This window comes from bacterium (genome assembly GCA_016699125.1).
GTDB lineage: Bacteria > Babelota > Babeliae > Babelales > Vermiphilaceae > AWTP1-30.
Genome location: CP064961.1, coordinates 294,618 through 308,334, shown reverse-complemented (window position 1 = coordinate 308,334; position 13,717 = coordinate 294,618). Strand labels below are relative to the sequence as shown.

At 37.5% G+C, this 13,717-nt stretch carries 11 protein-coding genes, 1 tRNA gene and 1 other RNA gene; 3 read left to right on the top strand and 10 right to left on the bottom strand.

Annotation, left to right across the window (positions count from 1 at the left end):
- Positions 1-42: 42 nt before the first annotated feature.
- Together IPG37_01455 and IPG37_01450 are read right to left on the bottom strand one after the other, a co-directional pair.
- On the bottom strand, positions 43-1,503 hold the full coding sequence (locus IPG37_01455) for a PhoH family protein (protein ID QQR54073.1): 1,461 nt from the start codon (positions 1,501-1,503) through the stop codon (positions 43-45).
- Positions 1,504-1,618: 115 nt separating this feature from the next.
- On the bottom strand, positions 1,619-3,424 hold the full coding sequence (locus IPG37_01450) for a hypothetical protein (protein QQR54072.1): 1,806 nt from the start codon (positions 3,422-3,424) through the stop codon (positions 1,619-1,621).
- An 81-nt stretch (positions 3,425-3,505) separates the two neighbouring features.
- On the opposite strand from IPG37_01450, the gene IPG37_01445 reads away from it, so the two are divergent.
- A protein-coding gene (locus tag IPG37_01445; protein ID QQR54071.1) for an IS5 family transposase occupies positions 3,506-4,269 on the top strand; the annotation gives its coding sequence in 2 pieces (ribosomal slippage) (positions 3,506-3,716 and positions 3,716-4,269; 765 coding nt in all).
- On the opposite strand, the gene IPG37_01440 is transcribed toward IPG37_01445, so the two are convergent.
- Positions 4,262-4,777 (bottom strand): hypothetical protein, encoded by a 516-nt coding sequence (locus tag IPG37_01440; protein ID QQR54070.1) that lies wholly within the window; start codon positions 4,775-4,777, stop codon positions 4,262-4,264. The two genes, IPG37_01445 and IPG37_01440, sit on opposite strands and share 8 nt — an antisense overlap.
- Before the next feature lie 248 nt (positions 4,778-5,025).
- On the opposite strand from IPG37_01440, the gene IPG37_01435 reads away from it, so the two are divergent.
- Complete coding sequence (locus IPG37_01435) at positions 5,026-6,324, top strand: hypothetical protein (GenBank protein QQR54069.1); 1,299 nt, start codon at positions 5,026-5,028, stop codon at positions 6,322-6,324.
- A 153-nt stretch (positions 6,325-6,477) separates the two neighbouring features.
- On the top strand, positions 6,478-6,840 hold the full coding sequence (locus tag IPG37_01430; GenBank protein QQR54068.1) for a hypothetical protein: 363 nt from the start codon (positions 6,478-6,480) through the stop codon (positions 6,838-6,840).
- A 3-nt stretch (positions 6,841-6,843) separates the two neighbouring features.
- Here the strand turns inward: IPG37_01430 and der are convergent, their stop codons facing one another.
- The 7 genes from der to IPG37_01395 all read right to left on the bottom strand — a co-directional run bounded on the left by der (position 6,844) and on the right by IPG37_01395 (position 13,628).
- Positions 6,844-8,169 carry a ribosome biogenesis GTPase Der gene (gene der / locus IPG37_01425; protein ID QQR54067.1) on the bottom strand — a complete coding sequence of 442 codons (1,326 nt, stop codon included), beginning with the start codon at positions 8,167-8,169 and terminating at the stop codon, positions 6,844-6,846.
- 8 nt (positions 8,170-8,177) lie between these two features.
- Positions 8,178-9,929 carry a DNA polymerase III subunit gamma/tau gene (gene dnaX / locus IPG37_01420; GenBank protein ID QQR54066.1) on the bottom strand — a complete coding sequence of 584 codons (1,752 nt, stop codon included), beginning with the start codon at positions 9,927-9,929 and terminating at the stop codon, positions 8,178-8,180.
- A gap of 73 nt (positions 9,930-10,002) precedes the next feature.
- Complete coding sequence (locus tag IPG37_01415; GenBank protein ID QQR54065.1) at positions 10,003-10,827, bottom strand: hypothetical protein; 825 nt, start codon at positions 10,825-10,827, stop codon at positions 10,003-10,005.
- Between the two features lie 164 nt (positions 10,828-10,991).
- An RNA gene (gene ffs, locus IPG37_01410) (signal recognition particle sRNA small type) lies at positions 10,992-11,085 on the bottom strand.
- Positions 11,086-11,114: 29 nt separating this feature from the next.
- Positions 11,115-11,206, bottom strand: a tRNA-Ser gene (locus tag IPG37_01405).
- A gap of 17 nt (positions 11,207-11,223) precedes the next feature.
- On the bottom strand, positions 11,224-12,117 hold the full coding sequence (gene rpsB, locus IPG37_01400; GenBank protein ID QQR54064.1) for a 30S ribosomal protein S2: 894 nt from the start codon (positions 12,115-12,117) through the stop codon (positions 11,224-11,226).
- 125 nt (positions 12,118-12,242) lie between these two features.
- Entirely contained in the window at positions 12,243-13,628 is a 1,386-nt protein-coding gene (locus IPG37_01395; protein ID QQR54063.1) for a hypothetical protein, read from the bottom strand.
- Positions 13,629-13,717 lie beyond the last annotated feature (89 nt).

Sequence of the window (13,717 nt, the reverse complement as noted above, 5' to 3'; positions counted from 1 at the left end):
AACTTGGTGCGGAAAAAGGATCAATTTGGACAAAAAAACTTCCTACAACAACTTACTGGCCATTTCACTCAACTCACTTCGTTCGCTAGTCTGCAAGAATACAGAACCGAAAAGCCGTTGTCCTTTCAACCGCTCACTGGCTGCAACAAGACCGTTACTTGCAAAATCCAGATAGGGTGAGTCGATCTGATACGGATCACCGGCCAGAACAATTTTTGAACCCTGGCCCACACGCGTAACCAGTGTTTTAACCTCGTGAGGGGTTAAATTTTGGACCTCATCAACAAAAATGAGTTGGTAGGGTATTGACCGACCACGCATGTACGTTATCGGCTCAAGACTTATCTTATTCTGTTTTATAAGATTTTCTAACGTCATGCCATCTTTCTTTTCGGCCACACTATGCTCATCATTGCCAAATGAACCTTTATGTTTACTTCGATCTTGGTGCCGCTCTTTTAATTTTTTACTGCTAACAACATGCTCATGTCCGTTAGTGCCAGCTCCATGGATATCCATTTTGGTCGAATGAACAATAAACTGAATATTGTCATAAATCGGCAACATCCAACTGTACAGTTTCTCTTCCAACGTTCCGGGCAGATACCCAAGATCACGACCAAGTGGTATGACAGGTCGCGAAACGAGCATCCGTTCAAATTCATGTTCAACCAGAACTTTATACAGTCCGGCAAGTAGCACCAGAAAAGTTTTTCCCGTTCCTGCAGGACCAAAAAGGGTTATACACTGAACCGCCGGATCAAACAGAAGATCAAGTGCCATAAGCTGTTCGGGGTTTTTGGCACGCAGCGGCCAACGCATTGGTACATCAGTTACCGTTTTGAAATTTTTATTTCCCAAGTATCGAAACAGTCGATAGTTATGGGGATTGTGTTGACTTTCAAGCAGCACAAACTCATTGTATGCCAAACCTTTATACAGATCATTTAAAACACCAGGAAGTTCTGCACGAAGCTCATTGGCAGAAACAGGAACTTTAACCCACCCATGATAAAACTCTTCAGGCGAAACGGTCTCTTTCTGATAATCTTCTGTACGAATGCCAAGTGCATCGGCTTTGACCCGTGCATTCAGATCTTTTGAAATAAAAGTAACCGCGTACCCCTGTTGTTGACAGGTGTATGCGATTTTAATAATCCCATTGTCGTTATTATCTTCAAGTAATGCCGCATTTTTATCCATTGATGAGGAAAACAGAATGCTAACCTTACCTCCATGCGACAATGCAACACCATCTTTTAATGAACCGTGTGCACGCAAACGATCAAGTATTCTAATAACCTCACGCGCATTGCGACCACGATCGGTGCCTTCATGCTTGAACCGGTCAAGCTCTTCCAAAACAATCACAGGAACCGAAACATGCACACCTTCAAACGATTCTAATGCATGCGGATCATGAAGCAGAACATTGGTATCTAAAATGAACAGTTTTTGCTGATCTACTGACTGTCTTTTGCGCACTATTTTTTTTACTGGCATAACATCCTTCACATGACACCTACTTTAGTTTTATCTGGCGTCATAATTAAAAATATAGTTTATGTTAGCATAAATACGTATGCAAAAAAATTAAATGAAACAAGCAATCAGAAAATTAAGCATTGTGTTGATAGTTTTGGTTTTTGAAAAAGGTTTTTACAAAAGTAATAAGGTTCTGTACTAGTTTAAATGAAACAAAGGTATTCCACGCTTTTTTTAAAAAACTTGATTCAGTTCTTGGATCCTCGACCTTCAAAACTTTTTTCAGCATGACTAACTCATCAAGCGGTTTGCTGAATAAAGCATGAGTAAACTGATTTGCACGTAAAATGTGATATCGCAATTGTAAATACTGTTTTCTACTTTTAGCTGAAACTACGGCGGCTCTTTCTATTGAAGGATTATTTTGTGCGGCAGGAGGCTCTGTGCAAAATTGACCACACAGTATTTTTTTGAATAAAAGCTTACACTGCTCAAACAACTGACAATCTCGATCCCATTTCTTTTGTGCGTTAGAACTACGAGCTGTGACAGTGCTACTGTTACAAACTTTAAGTATCGTTGGCCAGATCTTGTCAAGAAGTGAATGAAGGTTCTCTGGGTTATACCTTTGACAAGAGGCATCCGATAAATCAATGGTTTTTTTCATATAAATAGTAATAAACTGTTGAAAAACTCTACTGTGTTTATCGGTAAAGTTAATTGACCTGAGATATTTTTTTAAATCATCAATGGTATTAAAACAGCCATAAATTTCAGCTTTTTTTTCTACATGTTTACTAAAGTCATAGGTACCATTTTTGATAGAGTCGAGCAGTTGATCTACCGTAGGTTTAAATCCTATATCTAAAAACGTATTAGGGTCAAACAGTTGTAAAACAAATATGACAAATGCAAATCTATGTGATAGATCAGTTTCGGATATCTCTTGATCAGAACACCAAAATTTAAAGATTTTCTTACAGCTTTCATACTGTTTGCACAGAGCTAAAGTTTTATTATAATTATTTTGCCAATATTCAGCGTTTGTAGAAATAAGTTCAAAAATACGTTGCCAATCCAACCAAATTAATTGATTTTCATTTTTATTATTCATTATATTCAATTCTTTTACAAGTTCTTCATGATAATAAAAAAGTAGCGTCTCACGTTGTATCTTCATTTTTGCCCATAATGCGATGTTATTTTTTGCAAGTTTGAGCATAGATTGTGCTTGATAAGCTGTACTAGTACACTTAATATTAACAGTACTCGTTCCTAATTGCCAATTAGCATCTTCTTCTTTCAAAAAAGCAAAATTAACTTCATCAGTACGAGGCTGTATACCAAAAAAATTCACAATCTTTCTGCCAAAAAACACTTTTTTCAATCTAGCTGCTTTTAACTTTGCAATAGTCGCTTTATTATTATCGTAAAATTGCAACATTGAAGCTATTAAAGCATACTGTTCTGCCGTGCTCAAAAGATCTTGTACTGGAAAAATATCTGTGTTGTGCCCACCATATCGTACAATCTCATTCAAAAAAACTTGCACAAGATAAAGTCTATGTTGCAATGGAAAAGCATTAACCGAGCTGTTATCAAGATGTATAAGCTCTTTATTTTCATCAATAATTGCTTTTAGTTTATTTAAAATATATTCATAATTTTGAGCAAGCATAAGCTTTATCTTATTTTTTAAATATGAAACGTTTGCTTCCGATTTAATCAGACTAAACATATTTTTAAGTTGATTTTTTTCATTACAACCAAGCAGAACAAACTGCTGAAGAAATAAATAATCTTTATCAGGATTAGAAGGCCTCCCAAAAGCCTGGGTGGTCAAAAAAAATAGCTCCTTAAACAGCGAACGATAACGTTCATCTATTGAAATTTTTGCATTTTTCTTTGACCAACTGCCAAAACTAAGGTGTGTCCTCAATTTGAAATGAGGTAATGACGTTGCATTTTCACTACAAAATGATAAGTTTTTTGTATCAGAAATCAGCAACGAGGATAAGCAATGGTACGTCGAGTTATTACAGACAGTATTTGGTCACAACTAGAAGAGATACTATGTAAACATGGATGCCACCTGTGGGGCAATGAGCGGAATATAATGGAAGCAATCCTTTGGAAATTGCGGACTGGAGGACCATGGAGGGATATTCCATCCGAATTTTGTCCGTGGCAAACAGCATTTAATCGATTTAATCGTTGGTCAAAAAAAGGGCTATGGGAAGGTTTTTTTTTATGCTACGAAAAGAAGTTGATAAAGAATGGGTATTCGCCGACGGAAGTTATGTTAGAGCTCACCAACATGCGACTGGAGCTCAGCGTGGTCAAGAGCGAGCAATTGGAAGATCCGCTGGTGGACTTACTACAAAGATTCATATGTGCACCGATGCGCATGGAAATCCGCTCAATTTTAAAATCACTGGGGGTCAAGTGCACGATTCAAAGGTTGCAAACGAATTAATCGACCTGGCCGAAGGAGCGGAATATTTTATCGCTGACAAAGGCTATGATGCTGATAGTATTCGTATCTATGGACGGACAAAAGGAATGCAAGTAATTATACCAAAAAGAAAAAACAGCACTAGACCAGATCCAGAATTTGATGCTCATTTGTATAAAAATCGACACTTAGTTGAAAATCTTTTTGCACGACTCAAGCATTTTCGTGGCATTGCTATGCGTTTTGAAAAACTTGCTAGAAACTTCCAATCTATGCTCTACATCGCATCTATGCACACATGGTTGAAGCTTTTATGCCCTACTAATTAAATTGAGGACACACCTTAATACCACACTCTTTTTTAAACTGTGTTTTTAAGGTCAAAAAGTAATTCTGTAAATGATTATGCCAATCTGGTAGATATTGTATTGGGTCATACAGATGCACACCATTGACAATCGTTAAAAAACTTTCCTGATCTTTCAAAACAAACAAGCTATTTTTATTGTTGAGAAAGCTTGTAAAAGCTTCAATAGTGTTCAAGTAATAATTGCCTTCATCACGCTCGAAATCTATATATTCACCATACATTTTTTCACATTTTTTTAACTTTTTTTTTAAACGTTCTTTTAAAATTGGCAACGCTAACAATACATTCTTTTTTTGTACAGTTTCATCAAAACCATTCTTATCAAAAACAATACCCGGTAGGTTTTGTTTTAACATAACACTTATTGGATTTTCAGGGCTCGCTAGTTCCATGCAGTCTGTAAAAATGGTATGCAAAATCAAATCAAGCAATAAAAAGATTTTTGCCTTGTCAAATCCGTAATACATCAGGGCCTTGCCTAGCAAAAATTATACCTTAGAAAAAACAGCATCTAAAATTGTAGCAAAAAGAAAATGATTACGGAAGTTAAAGCTAAACTCCGATTCTTTGAGACGCAAAATGAACTTTGCATTAGGAATTTTTTTAGATTTGAATCGGCAAAGCATTGAGAGAGCGGTTTAACCTTTATTGACAAATTAGAAATAATATATATACTAGATACGAAGTATAAAAACGTTTAAAAATGGAAGCTTTTATGAAAAAGTATGTGAACTATCTACATATGATGGTCTGCTTGAGCCTGTTATTCCAAAATTCAATGTACGGAATGTTTGCACATGCAAGCAGTATATTTTCAAAAGCTTATCAAAAAAAAGCATCGCTAGCCGTTACCGGAACAGTTGGCTCACTGTTTGCTTATGGTTATAAGAAAAAATTAGAATCAGATGAAGAAGAAAAGCGCTACAAAGAGTGGGAAGACGGTGTAGAAAAGAACTACGCATTAACGCTTGCACGCATTAAAAAAAAAGATGAAGAATATGCAAAAGAAAATGCAGAACGTGTAAAAAAAGATGCAGAAAAAGATCGTCATTGTTACGAAAAACAAAAAGATGAAAAACCTATTTTCCAAGACATTTTTGCAAAAATGAGACCTGGCAATCTTCAATTCAGAAAAGATGGCACCTACAGATTAAAAGATCAATTCGACTGTCAAACACCTGAAGAACTTGCAAATCTTTATTTAGACAAATTACAAGCCACTCAAAAAGCTAATTACGGAATCCTGCCGCCAACACCTGAATTTATTTTAAAACAATCAAAGGACATTATTACAAAAAATAATATTCAACACACTGATGGCGGATATCCTGAAATTTTGAAAGAAGTTTTAGAGCATGCTCAAAAATATCATCTTGATACTGATGCTATTCGTTTTAAGATTGTCGAAAATAAAGGATATGCTTCAAGCTTGGATACACAGTATAAACATACTGTTATTGAAATAGATAAAGATTCTTGGAATAGAGCAACAGAATTTAAAAAAGCAAGTTCATTAAAGCATGAAGAAAGACATATTTTAAATGGTGACGTATGGCTAAGTTATAGAACTGATATGCAAAAGACAAAACCTTTATTTCATTTTGGGGAATATGCAGCAGATGTTGGGTTTCTTGTGGAACCAAATGTCCCTCAGAAAAAAGAGATTTTGAGAGATACAATTAATCATCGGAAAAATGCCAACACCGGTGCAATTGATAAAGAACTTCGATCAGATGAAGATGTTGAAAAAGCCTATCAAAAAAAGAATTATTATTGGAAAGAAATTCTCAAACTTCCTGAAGATCAACTTCCCTTTAAAAAAGAAAATATTGATCAATGGGACTTTGAAAAACACCCTGCCGATCGAAAACGAGCAGCATTATTGGAGCATGCTTTGTACCTTTCTGAAAAAAATGAAAAACAAAAATTTCAAGTCGACCTGCAAAAGAAAATAGAATCAAAATTGCCATTATCGACCAGTTTGTGGAAGTTTTGGAGTAAAAAGAATATTTAAAATATATTTTTGTAATTTTTTGAAAAACAAAAGCAATATAAATATATTATTATTACTTATTTTTTGACAATTTAAAAAATAAGTAATACAGTGAAAAAAGGACAGATTTGAACTTTTTTGTTATATATACATTGGTTTATTTTAAGGAGTTACATGAAAAATCAAAGCAAATATCTATTTCTAGCACTTGGATTGAGTATTATTTTTGGAAATTCAGCATATGGAATGGGAGTAATGGCAAAAGGACTGGCTGCAAAATTTATGCAACAATCATTGATCAATCGAATTACATTCGGTATGAGTAGTCTTTCAATTCTGATCAGTACATACACGATTAAAAAGAACTTCGAATTCGAAAAAACAATAAACGATGCATGCGAAGAGATGAAAGCAATAAACGATGCACAAGAAACGCAGATAATGGTAGTTTGCTTGAATGTCCCCAAAAAAGATGAATTAACAGTTATTCCTGACACAGATGAGAATGAACAAGCGGAAAAAACTCAACAACAATAACAACTACCGCTTTCTTATCACAAACTTAACGGGCACACTCGTCAGATCATACGCTTTGCGTAATACGTTTTCAAAAAATGCTTTTTGCGAGTCACCAAACCAGTCAGGCGAGTTAACATATAACGCAATAATGTGAGGTGATGATTTGATCTGTTGTGCACGGTACACAATTAGCCTATTTTTGTTCCAAAATAATGGTGTTTTTTCAAGCGCAGTTTTAAACAAAATCGTCAGATCTTCAACGGTAAACTGCTGCGACAGTTTTTTTTCAACTGCTGCGACAAGTGGGAGAATTTTGCCGATATTTTGGCCCGTTTTGCATGAGATCGACTGCCGATAAATCTTATCTGTTAAAAAACCATGCGCTTCAATATCAGTTTTTAACAACTGTTTTGTGTATTCATCTGCTACCGTCAGATCAACCTTATTCAATAATAAAATCAGCGCCTTCTGTTCAGATTGAAACGCATAAAATGCGAGCTTTAACTCCTGATCAGAAAGCTGCCCTTCATGCGCATCAACAAGCAACAAAACAATATCTGCTCTTCGGACTACCTGCAAGGTTGATTTTGCCATCAAGTTTTCAAGCGGGTCTTCAATGGCACCCTGTCTGCGCACCCCCGCAGTATCTGTCAACAGAATGTCCTGATGATAAAACTGGATTCGTTCTACAATCGGCTCTCGTGTGGTGCCAGGAATATCAGATACAATCGAACGATCTGCCTGAACTAACAGATTCAAAAGTGAAGATTTTCCCACATTCGGTTTTCCCAAAAGCACCACCGAACATGCCTGTTCTGGTTCAGCAATAACGGCCTCAGAAGGCAACATGGCGATTACCTGCTCCATAAGATCCACCATGCCGGTACCATGAACAGCAGACAGCTCAATAATATGCTCAAATCCTAATGAAGAAAAATCAAACTGTTCTTCGCGAAATGTTTTCGTGTCGATTTTATTAACTACCGCAAATGCAGGGACCTTATATCTGTGCAAAAGACGCGCCAAATAAAGGTCTTCAGGCACCACTCCGACCGATCCATCGCACACAAAAATTGCCACATGCGCTTTTGAAATAGCCAGTTCAGCACGTTTGCGGATCTCCTGACTCATAAAATCGGTCTTATTTTCAAAACCGATACCACCTGAATCGATCAGTTCAAACGATTTACCCTGCCATTCAACAATGTCTTTGACCAGGTCACGTGTAACACCCGCGCGATCAAAAACAATACTTTTTGCATCTTTTGCCATACGATTGAAAACGGTCGATTTGCCAACGTTTGTACGACCAACTAATACTACGGTAGGATAACAACGATTACTCATACATACCTTTACAGATCAACGGACACCACAGTACCCGGAAAATAGTTTAAAATCATATTTGTGTGAGGCCATTTTGCAACATCTGAAACATCAAAAGAGTTCTTCGCCACTGTTGTAAACGATTCAGTATTTTTTTTATACGGTTGTGTTTGCGTTTTTTTTTCAACAGAAACCATATGTGCCTGCTCATTCGTTTTAATGGTAGGCTTTGCGTTCACTATTGAAACATTCACGCCATGGAACGTAAGCGTATAGACAGCAGTCGCACCAAACACGTCCTTAAAAATCGGCACCCATTGCGCTGCTTGACCAGTCAAAACATCGTTGAGTGCATGCAAATTGGAAGGAAAATTAATCTGCACATGCACAACCTGCTGTTCATTCAAAGAAATCACACATTCTGCCTGCGAAAAAAAGGATGCAAGCATTGGCAAAGCCTGCGCCTGAACCCGTTTTAAAAAATTTACACCCTTATCTTCCTGTGCTACTTTCAGTTCAATTTTTTGTTCTACCTTTTCAACACGTACACTACCTTGCTGTTCAGAAGGTAAGGCAGCGTGTGTTTGCTTTTGCTTCGATTCCACTTTAGTTTCGACAGTTTTTTTGTGCTTTTCTGTATCTGAGGTTGATGCAAAAATAGCTGTCTTTTGTTGTGAATCAATACCAGCGCGTTGACACAATGAAAGCAGTAGATATTCGATAAAAAAACGCTGTGACTGACTTTTTAAAAAGGCTGACTCGCGATCGTAAAAAAGCCTGATTGCTTGCACAACAAACGGTTGACCATACAGTTCAGATGCTTTTTTTACAACTGTTTTTTCAATCCCATCATCCGTTACAATAGCCAAATAATCATACCAAACAGCTCGCAAAAACGAAACCGTACGCCCCCAAAAAAGCTGTGGTTGGACTGAAAGAAAGATGCTACTTTTCAGATGCTGGGCAAGTTCCGTATGATTTTTTGTGTACACACAGGTCCAGATAGACTCTAAAAACTGGTCACTTACATATCCCACAACCTCCTGCACCGCTTCGACTGTGACCGTCTGATACGCAGATCGCACACGCTCAACAAGATTCAATGCGTCACGCATCGCACCCCGTGCATGGACTGCAATAAGCCGCAGGGCTTGGTCTTGATAAGTAATTGCTTCTTGTTTACATATTTTTTGCAGATGAAGCTCAACTGTCTCTTGACTGATCGGCTGCAAAGGAAGCTGGAAACAACGAGACCTGACTGTCTCGATAACCTTTTCAACATCGGTGGTTGCCAACATAAATACGACTGAAAGTGGCGGCTCTTCAAGGATTTTCAAAAGTGCATTGAAGGAGGCTTTACTTAACATGTGGGCTTCATCAATCAGATAGATCCTCTTTTGCCCCAGTGCCGGAACATACGCTGCCGCATCGATAATCGAACGCATATGATCAACGCCTGTGCAGGATGCCGCATCGATCTCTGAAAAGTCCGGATGCTTCCCTTCACGCATGGCAACACAGGAGTCACAAGAGCCACAGGGAAGATCAACTGTTTTTGGATTCTGCCGGAAGCTGTAAAGATTGTGACAGTTTAACGCTGCGGCAAAAATCCGTGCGAGCGAGGTCTTTCCACACCCGTACTGCCCAAAAAAAAGGTACGCCGGAAAAATATTGCCCACGTACAGACTATTTTTAAGCATTCGCACGACCAACGACTGCCCGACCAGTTCGTCAAAACTGACAGACCTAAACTTACGCGTAAGCTGTGTGACACTCGACATGACCTATTTCCAAAAACTGTTTTTTAATATCACTGTTCAGTATACTTTTTTTTAAAAAAAGTAACAGTGTAAATCAGTTTTGGCCACTCAGAGTCGATGCGATTTTTGAAAGCACAAGTACATATCCCACATACAACGTAACAACGCCCATAAATTCATAGGTGGAGTTCCACAGTTCACAGACTTTTTGTGCTTCTTCTGCTTTTTGATTACACGCTTGTGCGTAAGAAAAAATGAACGCTTTTTCAGAATTGTTTACTTCACCCTGAAGTATATTTGCACCCCTTTGCAGTCGTTCAGAAGGTTGAGGAGCAGAGAGGCATGATTGAAGCCATTTTTGCTGGCTTGCCTGATCATAATTTGCTATTTCAACTGGAGCCTGAAAGCCACCCCGCAGATGATCAACTTCTGCTTGAGTGCCCCCTAATTCCTGTTGAAAATGTATTACGCCTTGTGTTCGTATTAGATTTTCAACATCAGGCGACATCTTTTTAAATTCAGCAAGGTTAGGTGGTATTTCAGGTTGGCTATTGAGTTTTAACTTATTATAAACTGTTACGCCCGCCGTTACAGCAAGCCAAATACTACTCAATCCAACTACCCCTTGTACATATGGATGACCATCAGCTTGCCAATACACAAGCGCGTCTAGCGTCCCTATTCCAAGCAGTGGTAACCAGATGCATGTAGTGTTAATGGCTGATTTTTTTCCTTCAAACCCACTTATTAAAAGGCTCAGTTCACCGTCAGTCATATTACGTTCTTGTTTTTGTAGCGCAGCCTCCGTGTAGTCTTTTACCCCATTTCTTCCACACACAATTTCAAAACTATGTTGCAATAAAAAGCAAACAACCATCAAAACAAAAAAATTTTTATTATTCTCAATTACATAAGGCACAATAGAACCCCACTTATACTTTTTGAAAATTATACTTATATTTTATTTATCTTTTTTATTATAGTACAATTTAACAAATAATTCAAAAAACTGTTTTAAAAAACTACTGCAAAGTCGAATAACTTCAAGTTAAACGTTACAAAAAGAACCTGCAAAGTTTATAAAACAAAAGGTGACCCATACACTACCTACAAACCTTTGCTGCTTTCTTTCGAACCTGACAAGTTTGATCTGCAAAACAGTTACAAGCCACCCAATTTTTAATTACATTGAATGTACGTTTTTTCTGGTGGAGAGAGAGGGATTCGAACCCTCGATGCCTTTTTCAAGACATACACGATTTCCAATCGTGCTCTTTCAACCACTCAGACACCTCTCCGTCATTCATTTCAATGCTTACTCTTCTTCAACCTTCTTATTATTATAAGATGAACGTTTTTGTTGTGGCATTCCCCCTTTTACTGGAGGTTTACGCAAAACTTTCTTCTTTGCATCATCTGAAGAAACAGCTTCTTCATCAGCTCCCAACACCAAAGTTTGACTAACAATGTCTTGAGCTTCTTCTGCATCAACAGCTTTTTGTGCAGCAACAGAACCTTTTTGTCCTGCAACAGCAATACCAGCTTTGACACCCTCTTTCAGATAGTCGATAATCACAGCAATAGCCTTTGGATCATCATCATTGCCTGGAATCACATAATCAACTAAAGAAGGATCACCATTAGTATCAACCAAAGCAACTACAGGAATTCCCATTTTTTTAGCTTCTCTGACCGCCGATGCTTCTTTGCTTACATCAACAACCACAATAGCTCCAACAGGCCATACAAGTTTTTTCAAGCCACCAACTGACCGATCTAAGCGCTCAACTACCTTTTGAATGACATTCAGCTCTTTTTTGGTGTAATGTGCAGTTGTTTTATCACCTTTTTGTAAAACTTCTTCAAGATGCAAGAGCTTTGTTACAGATTTTTTTACCTGTGAAAAGTTGCTCAATGTGCCACCAACCCAACGATGTGTTACAAAAGGCATATTAACTTCTTGTGCTAAATCTTGTATTGCCTTATTTGCAGCTTTTTTTGTTCCTATCCACAAAATAAGCTTTCCTTCAGCAGTAAGTTTTTCCAAAAATGCACGTGCTTTATCAGTCTGCCGTGCAGTCTTTGTAACATCAATCAAGTGGGTCTTATTCTTCACACCAAAAATATATGACTGCATTTTAGGACACCACCGAGATGTTTGATGGCCAAAATGTACACCACTATCGATCAACTTACGATAATCGATCATGAACAACCTTTCTTCAAAATAAACGTAAAATCACACGCTCTATTATAACAAAACAAAATTGATTTGCAATTTACCTATCCAATTTTTCAATATTGATATCTAAAAAGTAAACCTCTACTCTCAATTCAGGATCCAATTACCTCGTTATCTCGCACGGCTTGCTCAAATTTTCTTCCCAACATAAACGAAACTAAAAACCACGCACCAACCACAAGGGCAAAAAAGAATGAATGCATTGGCAACAATAGTTTCGATCCCATGGAAGCTGCTATAACATTAAACATCGATCCGGCAGTACGAGCAATCTTGCTTCCAAATGCATCAACCCAAGATCGTGACTTGAACTTAATCTCTTTAACCGTTGGAATATAAAGACTTTCACGTAATGGCCATGAAAAAGCATAATGTAACGCTTTAAACAACACAAAGGCATTGACCAAAACAGTAGGTGTTGTTTCAACCATTAAATAAAGTAAAAAAAGTCCATTTAGTAACGGAACCAACAAAAGACACAACGTTGTACCCAACATCTGAAAAAGCGTTCGTGTTCCCAATGCTGAAATAATTAATCCAATAGCATGAGTTTTAAACATCATTTCAAAAAGAAGGCGACTGACATCTGATATATTTTGAGCATTCGCTTCTGCAACCCCAAGTCTCAAGTAACCAAGTACCACATTAAGCAACTCATAAAAAAACACTAACAGAAAAATGCCGAACACATAGGGATATTTGCCAAACATATCGATACCAGCAAAAACACCACCAGAATCTTTTCCACTCGCTTCTTTCTTTTTTTCAAGTTGATAGGCAGCTTCATAACCATGTAAATGGTCTGAAGGAACAAACTTCATCAACAAATAAAGCGCAAGTGGTACGCAAAGCAACATTGCGGATGATAAAACCAGGATAATCTGATGTGCTGTAACATCTGAAAAAACAGCTGCTTGATGATTTCCACTGATTCCAAATAGGTACCATGCAAAACCTGAGGTAAACATGCCACCTAACTTCGAACCAGAAACAATAAACCCATAATTTTTACGTGCACCGTCAGGGGTGGTGATAGAATTTGCGAATGCCCAAAAAACACTGACAACAAACGGTGTATACGACTCTATAAAGAAATAAAACAACCATCCTAACAACCGATACGGTGATGTTTCAGAGTTAGGTATTCCAATAATAGGATCACCAATGTAGTAAGCAAAGAATAGACCTGCTAATCCATAAAAAGCACAGTACCAGGAAAGAAGCTGATATCGACTAACAGAGTCAACAAGCTTTGAATAGAAGAAAATAAGTGGTACAAGTAACCCCATTGTTACAAACTTGGCCCATGGTACATATTTGAGGCCTACAATGCCCATGAATAGAGAACTTTTAAGCTCACGTGTAATCGTGTAAGCTCCGATAATTAGAAAAAAAGATATGCTTAAAAAAAGTATTTTTAATCGTTCTTGAGGCTCAATATTAAAAAGTGCTTTAAAAACCTTTTTGACCGCAATCATATGTTTCCTCTCAGTATATCTGTTTTTTGACATTGGCCCTTAAAACGATGGCTCCACACCCAAACTGAGAGCGAAGCCATTCATTCTAA

Bases quoted from the DNA above. Each gene is read 5' to 3' on its own strand.
- dnaX (QQR54066.1), bottom strand. From the start codon at position 9,929: ATGTCGAGTGTCACACAGCTTACGCGTAAGTTTAGGTCTGTCAGTTTT.
- IPG37_01395 (QQR54063.1), bottom strand. From the start codon at position 13,628: ATGATTGCGGTCAAAAAGGTTTTTAAAGCACTTTTTAATATTGAGCCT.
- IPG37_01435 (QQR54069.1), top strand. From the start codon at position 5,026: ATGAAAAAGTATGTGAACTATCTACATATGATGGTCTGCTTGAGCCTG.
- rpsB (QQR54064.1), bottom strand. From the start codon at position 12,117: ATGATCGATTATCGTAAGTTGATCGATAGTGGTGTACATTTTGGCCAT.
- IPG37_01440 (QQR54070.1), bottom strand. From the start codon at position 4,777: ATGTATTACGGATTTGACAAGGCAAAAATCTTTTTATTGCTTGATTTG.
- IPG37_01455 (QQR54073.1), bottom strand. From the start codon at position 1,503: ATGCCAGTAAAAAAAATAGTGCGCAAAAGACAGTCAGTAGATCAGCAA.
- der (QQR54067.1), bottom strand. From the start codon at position 8,169: ATGAGTAATCGTTGTTATCCTACCGTAGTATTAGTTGGTCGTACAAAC.
- IPG37_01430 (QQR54068.1), top strand. From the start codon at position 6,478: ATGAAAAATCAAAGCAAATATCTATTTCTAGCACTTGGATTGAGTATT.